This is a genomic window from Leisingera sp. M527, from assembly GCF_025141525.1.
GTDB lineage: Bacteria > Pseudomonadota > Alphaproteobacteria > Rhodobacterales > Rhodobacteraceae > Leisingera.
Genome location: NZ_CP081037.1, coordinates 1,665,848 through 1,680,875, shown reverse-complemented (window position 1 = coordinate 1,680,875; position 15,028 = coordinate 1,665,848). Strand labels below are relative to the sequence as shown.

Here is a 15,028-nt window from a genome sequence, read left to right as displayed (position 1 = left end):
TGCGAGGAGCCATTCCGATGAAAAAGATCGAAGCCATCATCAAGCCTTTTAAACTGGATGAGGTGAAGGAAGCGTTGCAGGACGTCGGCGTCCAGGGTCTTTCCGTCATCGAGGTCAAGGGCTTTGGCCGTCAGAAGGGCCACACCGAGCTGTACCGCGGTGCTGAATATGTGGTCGACTTTCTGCCCAAGGTGAAGGTCGAGGTTGTGCTGGACGACGATCAGGTCGACCAAGCGATCGAGGCCATCGTCGACGCCGCCAAGACCGACAAGATCGGCGACGGCAAGATTTTTGTCTCGCCCGTCGAGCAAGCCATCCGCATCCGCACCGGCGAGACCGGCCCGGACGCGTTGTAAGTTAACAGAAAATCTCCAAGACATCTCTAAAGAAGGACTAAGGGAATGAGCGTAGACGCAGTTCTCAAGACTCTCCGTGAAGACGACGTCGCCTATGTCGACATCCGTTTCACCGACGTGCGCGGCCGCCTGCAGCACGTGACCGTGGACGTGGACCTGGTCGACGAAGACTTCCTCGAAGAAGGCTTCATGTTCGACGGCTCCTCGATCGCCGGCTGGAAGTCGATTGAAAACTCCGACATGAAACTGATGGCCGACACCACGTCTGCCTATATCGATCCGTTTTATGCCGAGAAAACCCTCTGCATCCATTGCTCGATTGTTGAGCCCGACACCGGCGAAGCCTATGAGCGCGACCCGCGCGGCACCGCCCAGAAGGCTGAAGCCTACCTGAAGTCCTCCGGCATCGGCGATGTGGCCTATATGGGCCCCGAAGCGGAGTTTTTCCTGTTTGACGACGTGCGCTACTCCAACACCATCAACAAGGTGTCCTATGAAGTAGACGCAACCGACGGTTCCTGGAACACCGACGCCGAGTTCGAGATGGGCAACATGGGCCACCGCCCGGGCCTGAAGGGCGGTTATTTCCCGGTGAACCCGACCGACGAAGCGCAGGACCTGCGTTCCGAAATGCTCTCGACCATGAAACGTCTGGGCATGAAGGTCGACAAGCACCACCACGAGGTTGCCTCCTGCCAGCACGAGCTGGGCCTGATCTTTGACAGCCTGACCAAACAGGCGGACGAGCTGCAGAAGTACAAATACGTGATCCACAACGTGGCGCACGCTTATGGCAAATCGGCGACCTTCATGCCGAAGCCGATCTATGGCGACAACGGGTCCGGCATGCACGTCAACATGTCGATCTGGAAAGACGGCAAGCCGCTGTTTGCAGGCGACAAATACGCCGACCTCAGCCAGGAAGCGCTGTATTTCATCGGCGGCATTCTGAAGCATTCCAAGACCCTGAATGCCTTCACCAACCCGTCCACCAACTCCTACAAGCGCCTGATCCCGGGCTTTGAGGCCCCGGTTCTGCGCGCCTACTCCGCCCGCAACCGTTCCGGCTGCGTACGGATCCCGTGGACCGAAAGCCCCAAAGCCAAGCGCGTCGAGGCCCGTTTCCCCGATCCGGCGGCAAACCCCTACCTGTGCTTTGCCGCGCTGCTGATGGCCGGCCTCGATGGCATCAAGAACAAGATCGATCCCGGCGAAGCCATGGACAAGAACCTGTACGATCTGCCGGCCGAAGAGCTGGAAGGCATCCCGACCGTCTGCGGCAGCTTGCGTGAAGCTGTTGACGCGCTGGCCGCCGACCACGACTTCCTGCTGCAGGGCGACGTGTTCACCAAAGACCAGATCGACGGCTACATCGAGCTGAAGATGGAAGAGGTGCACAAGTACGAGCACACCCCCCATCCGGTCGAATTCGGCATGTACTACAGCTGCTAAGCTGCAGCACCATGTTTAGAAAGGGCGTCCCTCGGGGCGCCCTTTTCTATTGCACCTCTTGCTCTTGGGCGGCACTTTCAGTATTCCGCGCGGCTCAGCCCAGCAGACAGGAGCCTTCCCATGACTGCCCCCAACACCCTTGGTATCGACTTTGGCACCTCCAATTCGGCGGCGGGGATTGCCGTGGCCGGCCGGCCCTGGCTGGTCGAGATGGAACCTGGCGAGCAGACCCTGCCTACCGCTGTGTTTTTTGAGGACGGCGCGCGTGCCATGCGGATCGGCCACAGCGCCACGCGGGCGCTGATCAACGGTGACGAGGGGCGTTTCATGCGCGCCCTGAAAAGCCTGCTGGGCACGCCGCTGCTGCATGAGGAACGGCGGCTGGGCGGCGAGCGGATCAGTTTCGGCACCCTCATCGCCCGCTTTCTGGCCGAGATGAAAACCCGCGCCGAGACGGCGACGCATATGGAATTCACCCACGCGCTGTCCGGCCGGCCGGTGCGGTTTCATTCCAAGGATGAGGCCCGCAATATCCAGGCCGAAAAGGACCTGCGCGCCTGTTACCTGGAGGCGGGTTTTCAGGATGTGCTGTTCCTGTATGAACCCGAAGCCGCCCTGCGCGCTGCAGCACCTGCGCCGGGCCGCGGGCTGATTGTCGATATCGGCGGTGGCACCTCGGACTTTACCGCCTTTGAACAGGACGCAAACGGCGCAACCCGCATCCTGGCCTCGCACGGGGTGCGGCTGGGCGGCACCGATTTTGACCGGCAGCTGAGCATCCATCATGTGATGCCGCTGCTGGGACGCGGCAGCCAGATCCGCAACAGTTTTGGCGGCGGCACCCTGCCGGCCCCGAACCGGCTGTTCAACGATCTGGCCACCTGGCAGATGATCCCGTTCCTTTACAGTCCGGAGAACCGCCGGGCCGCAAAGGACCTGGCCGCCAATGCGGTTGAACCGGACAGGCTGACCCGGCTGGTTGACGTGCTGGAGGACGAACTGGGGCACGAACTGGCCTTTGCGGTTGAGCGCGGCAAGATCCAGGCCAACACCGCAGGCGGCGCGGCGGCGATCGACCTGAAGCTGCTGCAGCGCGGCCTGTCGGTGCCGTTGCCCGCCGCAGAAATGAACCGGACCCTGGCAGAACAGACCGCAGCCATCGGGGCCTGCGCTGCCGAGACACTGGCGCAGGCCGGTCTTACTGCTGGCAACGTGGACCGGATCGTGCTGGTCGGCGGCTCTTCGCTGCTGGGGGCGGTTCAGGCGCAAATGCGCAGCATCTGTCCAAACGCCCGCGTTGAAACAGGAAATGCCATGACAGCGGTGGCGGACGGGCTTGCCCTGGCCGCCGGAACAGCCTTTGCTTAGGTAAATGGGAACCATGCACGGCTTTTCCCGTTAGACACGCGCGGCCAGCACGTTAGGCTGAAAGCTACGAGTCACATTTGAGAGATTCTTTCATGCGCCGTCTGCTGGCCTCTGCCCTGATTTCCACTCTGCTAGCTTCCCCTGCCCTGGCCGCGCCTTGCGGCAATACCTCATCCGGGTTTGACGCCTGGAAGCGGGATTTTCAGAACGAGGCCAAGCGCGCAGGCGTGCGCAAGGCAGGGCTGCAGGCGCTGGCCAATGCGCAATATGCCCGCCGCACGATTTCTGCTGACCGCAACCAGAAGAGCTTTAAATACTCGCTGGAGAAATTCATGCAGATCCGCGGCTCGGCGACCATCGTGGCGCAGGGCCGCAAGCGCAAGGCGCGCAACCCGGAATTTTATGCCGCACTTGAGCGGAAATTCGGCGTGCCCGCCGGCGTTCTGATTGCAATCCACGGGATGGAGACCGCGTTCGGCAACTATATGGGCGACAGCCAGGTGGTTTCCGCCATCGTGACGCTGACCTATGATTGCCGCCGCTCCGATTTTTTCCGCCCGCATGCGCTAGGGGCGCTGAAATTGGTGGATCAGGGCGCCATCACCCCGGCCACGCTGGGGGCCAAGCACGGCGAGCTGGGCCATACCCAGTTCCTGCCCGGCAATGCGCTGCAATACGGGATCGACTGGGACGGTAACGGGCGGGTGGATTTCTACAATATGGGGGACGCGATGGCCTCCACCGCCAATTACCTGCGCCAAAAAGGCTGGAAACCCGGCAAGGGCTATCAGCAGGGCGAGCCGAACTACCGGGTTCTGAAAGAATGGAACGCCGCAACTGTTTATCAGCAGTCTCTCGCAATCATGGGGCGGCAGATCGACGGCTAAGCCGCAACCAAGAAAATTTCAGGCAAGGTTTCTGCCTGCTCCTTTGGCTGTATTGCGTCTGCCCTTTTGACCGCCAGGAACAGTGAAGATGATTCCCGCGCCATTGTAGGCTCTAGGGCATCAATGTGTCCGCCGGCCGCCGCAATTGGGCCGCAATCCAGCCACCCAAATCGAACCCATCGAATTAAACCCAATAAAAACAAGAGCATCAACAACGCCCTGTTTCCTGCAACTCTGTTCGCGCTGTTTCGCCTGACGCCGTGTTTTCCGCCCCACTTTCAACTCGTTCAAATTTTATCCTTCTTTTAACGGCACCCTGAATGGAGGATCCGGACGGTGGCAGAGAAAGTGCAGTATACAGGCAGGCTTGGACTGGAAGCCCGCGATACCGGGACCCTTTCAGCAGCGGTTTCGGCTGTTGTGGACACGCTCGAGGATTTCGGCCATCCGGCAGAAACAATTGAGGCACGGGCAGAAAACACAGCCAAAATTCAATGTGACCATTACCTGGTGACTGTACGGCTGCGCAGGGTCCCCTTGCGGCGCGCCAGCCGGCTGACAAACTCGATGCTGCAGCCCGCGGCACTGCTGGAACTTTCGCTGACACCCGCCTTTCCCGATTATTGCGATCAGGAGATTTCGGAGCTGTTCCTGGCCGAAATGCTGCGGCGGCTGCTTCCTGCTGTCGAGGCAACTTCGGTTGAATGGCGCGAATCCGATGTGGCACTGACGTGCGAACAGTTCCTGAGCGTGTTCGAGCCAAATCCGGAAAGCAGCCTGCAAGCCACACCAGGGCCAGCCGAAACCCGGCGGGAACAACCCGCTCCTGTCAGGCTGCGCGGCCGGGCATGTTTCACTCCGGTTGATCAAGCTGCGCTGGCTCTTGATGCCCACTGCGACCAAGCGTTCCAAGCCGTCAGACTTACCCAAAGCGAACCAGAAGAAATCCAGAAAACGGATCGCGCTCAGGCCAGGGCCCGTAAACCGGAACAAGCCCAAAGCCCCTACCGCGGCTGGGCGTATCAACTCAGGTCGACGGCGATTGCCGCTTTCAGCACTGCGGGCACCCGCCGATTGCGCTTCATCAGCCATCTTATGCTTCTGACAGCTTTGCTGCTGTATTTGGAAAGTGCCGGAATGGTGCAGGCTGCCCGCCCGCTGGTGCCATAGGCCCTGTGTATCAACACGGACTGCCACGTTTGATGATATCCCACCTTCACGGTTCACATTATCCGATGCCCAAGGGTCAGAAACGACTGTAAAACCCGTCGTTTTCTGCGGCGCTTCCGCCAATAGACGGCTGCACACTGGACAAACCTGTGCAGCGACGGAGGCCACGCATGAACGAGCATTACCGCGACATCCGCAAAATTGATCCAACCCGCGGCGCCAATCTGGGCGACAACACCCCGAACAACAATGACCGGGTTGAGATCGGCCCGACCCAGCTGGCTTTTGGTGAATGGGCCGAGGCCGGTCTGCAGCTTCCTGACCTGCAGGCCATGCGCAAATTCCGTTGGGAGCGGCTGACCCGTTTCATCAACGACCGCGGCTATGCCGGCCTTCTGGTATTTGATCCGCTGAACATCCGCTATGCCACCGACAGCACCAACATGCAGCTGTGGAACACCCACAACCCGTTTCGCGCCCTGCTGATCTGCGCTGACGGCTATATGGTGCTGTGGGATTATAAACAGTCGCCGTTCCTCAGCGAATTCAACCCGCTGGTGCGCGAACAGCGCGCCGGCGCTGATCTGTTCTACTTCGACCGCGGCGACAAGGTGGATGTGGCCGCCGATGTGTTCTCCAACGAGGTCCGCAAACTGCTGGAGGAACACAGCGGCAGCAACAAGCGCCTGGCAGTGGACAAGGTCATGCTGCACGGGCTGCGCGCGCTGGAGGCGCAAGGCCTGGAGATCCTCCCTGGCGAAGAGCTGACCGAAAAATGCCGCGCGGTGAAAGGCCCGGACGAGATCCTGGCAATGCGCTGCGCCCATCACGCCTGCGAAACCGCAGTGGCCGCGATGGAACGGTTCGCCCGCGAAGAGGTGCCCGGCGGCAATATCGCGGAAGACGACGTCTGGGCGGTGCTGCATGCGGAAAACATCCGTCGCGGCGGCGAGTGGATCGAAACCCGGCTGCTGGCCTCCGGCCCGCGCACCAACCCCTGGTTCCAGGAATGCGGCCCCCGCATCATCCAGAACAACGAGATGATCAGCTTTGACACCGATCTGGTGGGGTCCTACGGGATCTGCATCGATATCTCGCGCAGCTGGTGGATCGGCGATGAAAAACCGCGCGCCGATATGGTCTATGCCATGCAGCACGGCGTCGAACACATCCGCCACAATATGGAGATGCTGAAACCCGGCGTGAACATCCAGGAACTGTCACGCGGCTGCCATGTGTTGGATGCGCAGTTCCAAAAGCAGAAATACGGCTGCATGATGCACGGCGTCGGCCTGTGCGATGAATGGCCGCTGGTTGCTTACCCGGACCAGATGGTCGAGGGCGCCTTTGACTATGACCTGGAACCGGGCATGGTTCTGTGTGTCGAAGCGCTGATCTCCCCTGAAGGCGGTGATTTTTCGATCAAGCTGGAAGACCAGGTGCTGATCACTGCGGACGGCTACGAGAATCTGACCAAATACCCGTTCGACAAGGCACTCATGGGGGAAGCCTGACCTGAACTGCCGGCCCCGCCTGTACAGGCGGGGCCGGGATACCCTGCGGCGCCGTCAGGCGCCTCCGCTTAAGAACAGCGCCAGCTTTTCACGCAGCACCAAAACACCCGGTGCCTCCGTCACCTCATGCAGCCGGTTCAGCGGCACCCAGGCCAGCGCGTGGGATTCCCCGCTCACCGCAATATCCCCGGCCTCTGCCTGAAACAGATAGCGCACATCATAATGCAGATGCGCGCGGTCCTGCGCATTTTCCGGGATTTCGTGAATATCCACATCAAACACTTGGCCGGACAACGGCTTGATCCGGGACAGCCCGCTTTCCTCATAAGCTTCTTTCAGCGCGGCAAAAGGCACGTCGGCAATGCCATCGCAATGGCCGCCCAACTGCAGCCAGCGGTCCAGCTTCCGGTGATGGGTAAGCAGAACGCATTTCATGTCCGGTGACATCACAAAGGCTGATCCGGTCACATGGCCGGTCTCAGCATTGCGGCCAAAGGCCTGAGGCTCGCCTTCGCAAAACTCCCGCAAACGCCGCCACATTTCCCGGTCACGGGCTGTCCGGGGTTTGAAACATCCAACGCCGCTCAGAGTTATTGCGCTCATCTGCCTTCACCTTCCCGTGACGTTGCGGGCTGCCGCCTTGTTCAGGGCTCATTGCGCGCTCAATCTATGCAGAACACCCAACAAAGGCCACGCCCATGCCCGCTGAACGCATCTCCTTTCCCGGCCATGCCGGAACACCCCTTGCTGCCCGCCTTGATCTGCCCGAGGGACCGGTCCTTGCAACGGCGCTGTTTGCCCATTGTTTTACCTGCTCCAAAGATATCCCGGCGGCACGACGGATTGCCGGGCGGCTGGCGGCGATGGGGATCGCGGTGCTGCGGTTCGACTTTACCGGATTGGGGCATTCCGAAGGGGAGTTCGAAAACACCTCCTTCAGCTCTAATGTCGCGGATCTGATCATGGCGGCGCAATATTTGGCCTCGCGCGGCATGGCGCCCTCGTTGCTTATCGGCCATTCCCTGGGCGGCGCGGCGGTGCTGCGGGCGCGGGCAGGCATCCCGTCTGTCAAAGGCTTGGTGACACTGGGCGCGCCGTTTGATCCCGGCCATGTCTCGCATCATTTCGACGCTGCCTTGCCCGAGATTGAAGCCAAAGGCCGTGCCGAAGTCTGCCTGGGCGGGCGGCCTTTTGTCATTGGCAGGGAATTCGTCGATGATATCAACACCGAAGCGCTGGAGCCTGCAATTACCGGCCTCAAGGCTGCACTGCTGGTGCTGCATGCCCCGCGGGACGAAACAGTAAGCATCGACAATGCGGCCTCGATCTTTGCCGCGGCCAAACACCCCAAAAGCTTTGTCACCCTGGATGATGCCGATCACCTGATCACCCGTGCTGCGGATGCAGAATATGCCGCCGAAGTGATTGCCGCCTGGGCCGGGCGCTATGTCAGAATGGCCCCGCCCGCGCCGCCGCCCGGTGCCCCCGAAGGCATCCTGCGGGTGACCGAGGCGGACCCGGAGGGGTTCCTGCAGGATGTGCAATCCGGTCCCTATCACCACACCTTTGCAGATGAGCCATTGGCCTATGGCGGCACCAACCGGGGCATGTCGCCTTACGGCTTTGTGGCGGCCGGGCTGGGTGCCTGTACCTCGATGACGCTGCGCATGTATGCCCGCCGCAAGGGCTGGCCGTTGGAGGGGATCAGCGTAGATGTCAGCCATGACAAGGTGCACGCCCAGGATGCCCAGCCGACGGGACCTGCCAAAATCGACCAGTTCACCCGTGTGATCCACCTCTGCGGCCCCTTGAGCGGGGAGCAGCGGGCCAAGCTGATGGAGATTGCAGACAGATGCCCGGTGCACCGGACACTGGAGAGCGGCGCCAAGGTGGTGACGCATCTGGAGACCACACCCCAGGCGGCGACTGCCTAACTTTCAATATTCCCGGATCTCCCGCGCCCGGCCCTTGCAGGAAACCTGCAACGGCAGCGGCCTTGGGCCCGGCGCCGCGCCAAGGCGCGGCGCCGGGCCCAACTGCGGCAGGCCTTCGCCAGAAGGCCGCAGCGCAGGCGGGAGACCGCCCTTGCTGTTATTCAGAGTAGCGGCCAGTAGTGATGCCACCGCTTTCATCCACAAACCGCATTGCCGCTCCATCGCTTTCCAAAACAAAACAGGCCCACAGGTCCGACGGCGGCCAGGTGGAGCAGTATTTACCGTCCCGCACCCCCCAGTAGCCCCAGCTGTCATGGCCGGCATTGTACAACGTCCGTCCCGACGCCCGGAACTCCTGCCAGGCGCCGCTGCCATAGACCAGCTTGCGCCCTGCCAGCGCGGCTTGCACGTCCTCTCCGCTCAACGCCCGCCATTCCGCCGCCGCAAGCGGCGAAACGGTCAATGATACCGCAATCATCAGGGCAATGTGCCTCATGTCCGTCTCCCAGCCTTGCTGTCACGCCTTACCTGATCTAATAGGCCCGGCATCTGCTGCACAATCACATAAAGGTGCTTTCGCCCATGATCCCGCGCTATGCCCGCCCTGAAATGGTCGCCATCTGGTCGCCCGAAACCAAATTCAAGATCTGGTACGAGATCGAGGCCCATGCCTGCGAAGCCATGGCCAACCTCGGCGTGATCCCGCGCGAAAACGCTGATGCCGTATGGAAAGCCAAGGACGTCGAATTCGACGTCGCCCGCATTGACGAGATTGAAGCCGTCACCAAGCACGACGTCATCGCCTTCCTGACCCACCTGGCTGAGCATGTCGGCTCTGAAGAAGCCCGCTTTGTGCATCAGGGCATGACTTCGTCTGATGTGCTGGACACCTGCCTGAACGTGCAGCTGGTGCGTGCCGCCGATATTCTGCTGGACGGCATGGACAAGCTGCTGGCGGCGCTGAAGAAACGCGCACTGGAGCATAAGAACACCGTGCGCGTCGGCCGCAGCCACGGCATCCACGCCGAGCCCACCACCATGGGTCTGACCTTTGCCCGTTTCTATGCCGAAATGGACCGCAACAAGAACCGTCTGGAAAAAGCCCGCTGGGAAGTCGCCACCGGCGCAATCTCCGGCGCCGTCGGCACCTTCGCCAATGTTGACCCCGCGGTCGAGGATCACGTCTGCGAGCAGCTGGGCCTGCGGCCTGAGCCGATCTCGACCCAGGTGATCCCGCGCGACCGTCATGCGATGTTCTTTGCCACCCTCGGTGTCATCGCATCCTCGATCGAAAACGTTGCCGTGGAAATCCGCCACATGCAGCGCACCGAGGTGCTGGAGGGTGCCGAATTCTTCTCGATGGGCCAGAAAGGCTCCTCGGCGATGCCGCACAAGAAGAACCCGGTTCTGACCGAAAACCTGACCGGCCTGGCGCGCTTGGTCCGCATGACCGTTGTGCCCGCAATGGAAAACGTGGCGCTGTGGCATGAGCGCGATATCTCCCACTCCTCCGTTGAGCGCGGCATCGGCCCCGACGCCACCGTCACCCTGGATTTCGCCCTGCACCGTCTGGCTGGTGTTATCGACAAGATGCTGGTGTTCCCCGAGAACATGCTGGACAACATGAACAAATTCCCAGGTCTGGTAATGTCGCAGCGGGTGCTGCTGGCACTGACCCAGGCCGGCGTCAACCGCGAAGACGCCTATGCCATGGTACAGCGCAACGCCTTGAAAGTCTGGGAAGACCGGGTTGATTTCCGCGAATTGCTGCTGGCGGATACCGATGTGGTTGCGGCCCTTGGCAAAGAGGCGATCAACGAGAAATTCGACATGGGCTATCACACCAAACATGTCGATACGATCTTTAAGCGGGTGTTCGGCGAGTAAACCGGCTCCTGGAAACCAATGTGAACGCCCCGTCAGCATGGCGGGGCGTTTCTTCATCCGGGGTTCATCCTGCACCTGAAAGGGAATGGTACGGAAACCTTAACCCAGGCATCGCTCATACCGCCCATGCAATTGTTTGCAGAATTTGGCGAAGCCCTGATCCGGCGCCACCTGCAGTAATTTCAGGCGGCCATAGGCCCGGAATGCTGTTTCAGCGTAAATTGTATCCATTAGTCCACTGATCCGGGACGGCAGCAGATGGTGTTCTCCCTCATGCATGAGAGCGGCACCGTTCTGATCCTCAAGAAAGACGTCAATTCCAGCACCCCATGGATCGAAAGGGAGTTCCGCCCGTTCGAACAGCTCCGCCCCCGTTTCACGGCGGCAAATGGCTGCGAGGTTGCCGGCCCAGTCTACCTGTGAGCAGACAAGAACTTTCAGATCACCAAATTTGCCGAAGGCCGGACCGCCTCGGATGCCTTGCGGACCTCGCAATCACAAGCACAGGCCAATCAGGTTTCCGGCGTTGCGGAAAATGGCTTAACCATCTTCCTAAATACCAGCATTGCGAACCGCAAAACTTCTGGATGAACTGGGTTTTAACCGAAATTGACAAACTAGCGGCTGGTGACGATGTTTGCGCGCAACCGGATCACTACTCTGCATTTCTGGAACAGCTCCTTGGTCAATCACAACAGTTTCAGGCCGCCCCCTGCAACCGCGTGCCTTTCCACGGCGACCTTCACAGCGGCAATCTGATCCTTGGCAAAGGGACGGCCTTGGGTCTGGATCTGGCCTACTGCAAGAATAAACCGGCCATCTACGACGAGGTTGACTTCCTGACCAGCGACTTGAAAAATCCTCTCCCCGCCCGGGACATCGGCCCCGGCGGGGTGCGGCAGGCCAGTGTGGAGTATTTTACAAAACCGAGCGGCGCCCCATCAGCCGCCCTTTGCTGAATATCCACTTGCGGGCCAGGTTGCTGATTGAGCTGATGCGCATCCGGAAGTCCACGGTGAACCTAAACGGCTTTGTTGCGCAAATCGGATGACGGGCAGACTCCCCCTTTCCCAGGACGGGCTTACCCTACGGGCTCTGTGACAGATATGCTCAGAGCGGTGTAGCGAATGAGCGCGGCAACGCGGACCTGGATTTCCGCGGCATGGCGTTCGAAGTCCCGTGCCATCAACGACTGGCCCAACGGTTTCAGGCAGTTCATCCAATCACCCGGAAAACGGTTCCCCGGATCGTTTTCTGATCCGGCTCATATCTCGACGCGGCTCCTACGGTGAAATCCGCTCCATCGCCGCCACAGCTCGCGGCCGAGGAACCGCGACGCGTTGACCGCCGCGCTTCGGGTGGTAGCTCCGGCAGTTGCGGGTTTTCACGGCTTGGCGTACTTGCGCGGTGGAATGACAGCATGAGCATTGCGAGCTGCAATCGCGTCGCGGCATTTGCGCGTGTCGTAGGCCCCGGCAGCGGTGACCGTTCAATGCCCAGCTCTGGCGCGAATTGGCTCAGCAGTTCAGGCAACAAGGGCGCGTCACCGATGTTGCTGCTGGTGACCTCAATCGCCCGGACTTCCAATGTTTCCTCATCGATACCGATGTGTATCTTGCGCCAGGTGTGGCGCTTCAAGCCGCCCGCCTTCATCCTCAGCTTTGATGCCGGGCAGTGGTCAGGCACGTCTGGATTGATACGTCACTGAATTGCCGCAGCCGACCCCGTTTGCCGCTTGGTGGCGGCACCCAGATCATCCCGGGATCAATCAAGACCGACAGCAATCCGCGTTGCTTTAGTGCGCTCGCCATTGTGCTCGAACCAATGGTGCATCAATGGCTCGCTGTACGAAGGCCAGTTCGTGATGTTGTACCTCGTCGCAGCCCCCAGCCGCTGTTTGCTGCCTGTCGAATGCTGTCGGCGCGTGAGGCTGGGCCAAGCCGCAAAATCGCGGGCCTTGCGGAACGTCCCAGGCGGCAGCGCAAGGGTGCGATGGCCGTAGAGATCAGCGGGCCGAAGCCCGGCATTGAGCTTGGCAATCTCTGCCTCCATCGGGGTCAAGGCCGCGATCAGCACCTTGAGTGTGGGGATCGCACCAGCTGGCAGACCGCTTTCCGGGGCATCGGCGGCATCGTTCTTCTGTTGCTTGACGAAGGGCTTGACATTTGCAGGCGGGATCAGGCGTGCATCGTGGCCTGGCATGCTGATCCCGCGGCCCAAGTGATGCGCGCCACCGCAGTCTCTCATCGTGACAACACAGGGCTGCAACTCGCTAAAGAAGGCCGGCACCTGACCCCACCGCAGCTTCTTGCGCAGAACAGGCTGTTCCGCTCTATCTGCCTGTCGGGCCTGAAACACATTCTTGGCCAGATCGAGCCCGACCGTGATAATCTCCGGCATGACCGCTCTTCTTTGTGGATCGTTGCAGACCCACCTTGGCACATTGGTGCCGTCGGGAGCGGCCGCATCACCAAGGCTGGGACGAAGAAAGGAAAGATCCGGTTTGAACTCCTTCTGGCGTGGTTCTCAACCGCCTTTGCACAACCGCTTGCCGACTGAATGACTTCTGAACTATTTTCATCTCCCGCAGTTTTGATGTGAATAAATTGGCCGGCCCGCGGGTTGTAAGGGTACATTGATCACGACTTTAAGCATCAGGAGATGACGACATGCGTTATTTTGCTCTCGCCGCTGCCTTGACCCTGCCGATGACGGCTTATGCCGCAGGCGGCAATGACTGGAACCCGCCGAAACCTTCCGAGACCACCAAGACCTGCAAGGGCAAGCGGATCTGGGACCCCAACAAGAAACGCTGCGTGCGGCCCAAGAAATCGTCCCTGAACCAGCAGGACCTGCTGAATGCGGCGCGCGAGCTGGCCTATGCGGGCCGCCAGCAGGATGCACAGGCAGTGCTGAGCGCGGCGCCGGACCAGCAGGAAACCTTGGTGCTGACCTATTGGGGTTTCACCCATCGCAAGCTGGGAAATTTGGAATTGGCGCAGGCCTATTACGATCAGGCGCTTGAACAGGATCCGGATAACATACTTGCCCGCTCCTATATGGGCCAAGGCCTTGTGAATCAGGGGAAATACGGCGCGGCCCTGATACAGTGGAAAGAGATCAAGGCACGGGGCGGTGATGGCACCTGGGCCGAAGCTTCGCTGCGCAACGCCTTGGAAACAGGTGCAACTTACAGCTACTAGCTTCAGCCTTTCTTTACGGCTTGCGGCCTATCCTGCCCTCGATGATCAAGAAGAATCTTTGGTAGGGTGCGAGAATGCCTCAAGACAATTTGCTGGCGCTTCCGATGGCTTCTGGCGGGCCGGATCTGGGCGGGTTCGGTGCCCCGGCCCCTCTGGGCGGCGGGGGCGGCAGCGGGCTGAGCGGCAAGGCAAAGGCCGCAATTATCGTCCGGCTGCTGCTGAATGAAGGCGCAGAAATCCCGCTGGAGGAGCTGCCGGACGACTTGCAGCTGGAGCTGACCCAGCAGATGGGCAAGATGAGCATTGTCGATCGCGATACGCTGAATACGGTGGTCGGCGAATTTGCCGATCTGCTGGACAACGTTGGCCTGCATTTCCCCAATGGCCTGGCCGGTGCGCTGAATGCGATGCAAGGCAAGATCAGCCGCCACACCCACAGCCGTCTGCGCAAGGAAGCCGGTGTGCGCCAGTTCGGTGACCCATGGGAGCGCTTGAAACAGCTGCCGCCCGAAGATCTGGCCGGCTTGGCCGAGGCGGAAAGCACAGAAGTGGCCGCGGTTCTGCTGTCCAAGCTGGACACCGCCAAAGCGGCGCAAATGCTGGTGCATCTGCCCGGCCCGATTGCCCGCCGCATCACCTATGCCGTCAGCCACACCGCCAATGTGACGCCCGACACCGTGGACCGGATCGGCCTGTCGCTTGCCGCTCAGGTCGAAGCCCGGCCCGATCTCGCCTTTGATGAGACTCCGGGGCAGCGTCTTGGCGGCATTCTGACCGAAGCGGCGGCAGCCAAACGTGATGAAGTGCTGACAGCGCTGGATGAAGAGGATGAGGATTTTGCCACCAAGGTGCGCAAGGCGATCTTCACCTATGCGCTGATCGGTGAACGGATGCAGCCGATCGACGTGCCCAAGCTGATGCGGGTGCTGTCGCAGCCGGATCTGGTCACGGCCATGGCCTTTGCCACCGACGAGGAAGACGTGGCAACCAACGAATTCCTGCTCAAGAACATGTCCAGCCGGATGGCAGACAATATCCGCGAGGAAGTGGGCGAGCGCGGCAAGGTCAAGCGCAGCGATGGCGAGGCGGCATTCAGCATGATCATCTCGGCGATGCGCGATTTGGTGGCAACAGGCGAGATTGATCTGAAATCCGACGACGATGAGGAGGACGGCGGCTAAGATCCGCAACTTGCGCCGGGACGGCAGGCGCGCAGACCATTCTGCCCGCGCCTGCGAGCGGCTTGTACCTGCCGGT

At 60.7% G+C, this 15,028-nt stretch carries 14 protein-coding genes and 2 pseudogenes; 12 read left to right on the top strand and 4 right to left on the bottom strand.

The genetic code is table 11. The features are described 5' to 3' along the window. Nucleotides 1–17: 17 nt before the first annotated feature. The 6 genes from K3555_RS08390 to dddP all read left to right on the top strand — a co-directional run bounded on the left by K3555_RS08390 (nt 18) and on the right by dddP (nt 6,747). Nucleotides 18–356: a P-II family nitrogen regulator gene (locus tag K3555_RS08390; RefSeq protein WP_008554830.1), complete on the top strand. Its 339-nt coding sequence runs from the start codon at nt 18–20 to the stop codon at nt 354–356. A gap of 45 nt (nt 357–401) precedes the next feature. Beyond that, nucleotides 402–1,808: a type I glutamate--ammonia ligase gene (glnA, locus tag K3555_RS08385; protein ID WP_027259157.1), complete on the top strand. Its 1,407-nt coding sequence runs from the start codon at nt 402–404 to the stop codon at nt 1,806–1,808. Between the two features lie 120 nt (nt 1,809–1,928). After that, nucleotides 1,929–3,176: an Hsp70 family protein gene (locus K3555_RS08380; RefSeq protein WP_260008130.1), complete on the top strand. Its 1,248-nt coding sequence runs from the start codon at nt 1,929–1,931 to the stop codon at nt 3,174–3,176. Nucleotides 3,177–3,268: 92 nt separating this feature from the next. After that, a complete protein-coding gene (locus K3555_RS08375) occupies nt 3,269–4,063 on the top strand; it encodes a lytic transglycosylase domain-containing protein (protein WP_259998894.1) in 795 nt (264 codons plus the stop codon). A gap of 336 nt (nt 4,064–4,399) precedes the next feature. Next, a complete protein-coding gene (locus K3555_RS08370) occupies nt 4,400–5,233 on the top strand; it encodes a hypothetical protein (RefSeq protein WP_259998892.1) in 834 nt (277 codons plus the stop codon). Between the two features lie 170 nt (nt 5,234–5,403). Further along, complete coding sequence (dddP, locus tag K3555_RS08365) at nt 5,404–6,747, top strand: dimethylsulfonioproprionate lyase DddP (protein ID WP_260008129.1); 1,344 nt, start codon at nt 5,404–5,406, stop codon at nt 6,745–6,747. A gap of 54 nt (nt 6,748–6,801) precedes the next feature. On the opposite strand, the gene K3555_RS08360 is transcribed toward dddP, so the two are convergent. Next, nucleotides 6,802–7,350: an NUDIX hydrolase gene (locus K3555_RS08360; protein WP_260008127.1), complete on the bottom strand. Its 549-nt coding sequence runs from the start codon at nt 7,348–7,350 to the stop codon at nt 6,802–6,804. A 95-nt stretch (nt 7,351–7,445) separates the two neighbouring features. Between K3555_RS08360 and K3555_RS08355 the strand changes: the two genes are divergently transcribed. Continuing rightward, the gene (locus K3555_RS08355; protein ID WP_260008126.1) at nt 7,446–8,681 is read left to right on the top strand and encodes a bifunctional alpha/beta hydrolase/OsmC family protein; all 1,236 of its coding nucleotides are present in this window, start codon (nt 7,446–7,448) and stop codon (nt 8,679–8,681) included. Between the two features lie 157 nt (nt 8,682–8,838). Here K3555_RS08355 and K3555_RS08350 read toward each other — a convergent pair whose 3' ends face one another. Continuing rightward, entirely contained in the window at nt 8,839–9,177 is a 339-nt protein-coding gene (locus K3555_RS08350; RefSeq protein WP_260008125.1) for a hypothetical protein, read from the bottom strand. Nucleotides 9,178–9,263: 86 nt separating this feature from the next. Here K3555_RS08350 and purB point away from each other — a divergent pair, with 86 nt between their 5' ends. The 3 genes from purB (at nt 9,264) to K3555_RS08335 (ending at nt 11,527) form a co-directional block, all read left to right on the top strand. Continuing rightward, a complete protein-coding gene (gene purB / locus K3555_RS08345) occupies nt 9,264–10,568 on the top strand; it encodes an adenylosuccinate lyase (protein WP_260008124.1) in 1,305 nt (434 codons plus the stop codon). Nucleotides 10,569–10,826: 258 nt separating this feature from the next. After that, nucleotides 10,827–10,991: a hypothetical protein gene (locus tag K3555_RS08340; RefSeq protein WP_260008123.1), complete on the top strand. Its 165-nt coding sequence runs from the start codon at nt 10,827–10,829 to the stop codon at nt 10,989–10,991. Continuing rightward, nucleotides 10,988–11,527, top strand: coding sequence for an aminoglycoside phosphotransferase family protein (locus tag K3555_RS08335; RefSeq protein WP_260008122.1), 540 nt, complete (start codon nt 10,988–10,990; stop codon nt 11,525–11,527). The genes K3555_RS08340 and K3555_RS08335 overlap by 4 nt, the downstream gene beginning before the upstream one ends. A 122-nt stretch (nt 11,528–11,649) precedes the next feature. Here K3555_RS08335 and K3555_RS08330 read toward each other — a convergent pair. Both K3555_RS08330 and K3555_RS08325 read right to left on the bottom strand, forming a co-directional pair. After that, nucleotides 11,650–12,379: pseudogene (locus K3555_RS08330) on the bottom strand (transposase). A 61-nt stretch (nt 12,380–12,440) separates the two neighbouring features. Continuing rightward, nucleotides 12,441–12,968: pseudogene (locus K3555_RS08325) on the bottom strand (transposase); the annotation flags it as partial. A 269-nt stretch (nt 12,969–13,237) separates the two neighbouring features. Between K3555_RS08325 and K3555_RS08320 the strand changes: the two are divergent. Both K3555_RS08320 and K3555_RS08315 read left to right on the top strand, forming a co-directional pair. Next, entirely contained in the window at nt 13,238–13,771 is a 534-nt protein-coding gene (locus K3555_RS08320) for a tetratricopeptide repeat protein (RefSeq protein ID WP_260008121.1), read from the top strand. A gap of 74 nt (nt 13,772–13,845) precedes the next feature. Beyond that, nucleotides 13,846–14,952: a flagellar motor switch protein FliG gene (locus K3555_RS08315; RefSeq protein ID WP_260008120.1), complete on the top strand. Its 1,107-nt coding sequence runs from the start codon at nt 13,846–13,848 to the stop codon at nt 14,950–14,952. Nucleotides 14,953–15,028: the final 76 nt, after the last annotated feature.

What these genes read in the sequence shown, in the direction of transcription:
- K3555_RS08390 (WP_008554830.1), top strand. Translation starts at nt 18, where the DNA reads ATGAAAAAGATCGAAGCCATCATCAAGCCTTTTAAACTGGATGAGGTG.
- glnA (WP_027259157.1), top strand. Translation starts at nt 402, where the DNA reads ATGAGCGTAGACGCAGTTCTCAAGACTCTCCGTGAAGACGACGTCGCC.
- K3555_RS08380 (WP_260008130.1), top strand. Translation starts at nt 1,929, where the DNA reads ATGACTGCCCCCAACACCCTTGGTATCGACTTTGGCACCTCCAATTCG.
- K3555_RS08375 (WP_259998894.1), top strand. Translation starts at nt 3,269, where the DNA reads ATGCGCCGTCTGCTGGCCTCTGCCCTGATTTCCACTCTGCTAGCTTCC.
- dddP (WP_260008129.1), top strand. Translation starts at nt 5,404, where the DNA reads ATGAACGAGCATTACCGCGACATCCGCAAAATTGATCCAACCCGCGGC.
- K3555_RS08360 (WP_260008127.1), bottom strand. Translation starts at nt 7,350, where the DNA reads ATGAGCGCAATAACTCTGAGCGGCGTTGGATGTTTCAAACCCCGGACA.
- K3555_RS08355 (WP_260008126.1), top strand. Translation starts at nt 7,446, where the DNA reads ATGCCCGCTGAACGCATCTCCTTTCCCGGCCATGCCGGAACACCCCTT.
- K3555_RS08350 (WP_260008125.1), bottom strand. Translation starts at nt 9,177, where the DNA reads ATGAGGCACATTGCCCTGATGATTGCGGTATCATTGACCGTTTCGCCG.
- purB (WP_260008124.1), top strand. Translation starts at nt 9,264, where the DNA reads ATGATCCCGCGCTATGCCCGCCCTGAAATGGTCGCCATCTGGTCGCCC.
- K3555_RS08340 (WP_260008123.1), top strand. Translation starts at nt 10,827, where the DNA reads ATGGTGTTCTCCCTCATGCATGAGAGCGGCACCGTTCTGATCCTCAAG.
- K3555_RS08320 (WP_260008121.1), top strand. Translation starts at nt 13,238, where the DNA reads ATGCGTTATTTTGCTCTCGCCGCTGCCTTGACCCTGCCGATGACGGCT.
- K3555_RS08315 (WP_260008120.1), top strand. Translation starts at nt 13,846, where the DNA reads ATGCCTCAAGACAATTTGCTGGCGCTTCCGATGGCTTCTGGCGGGCCG.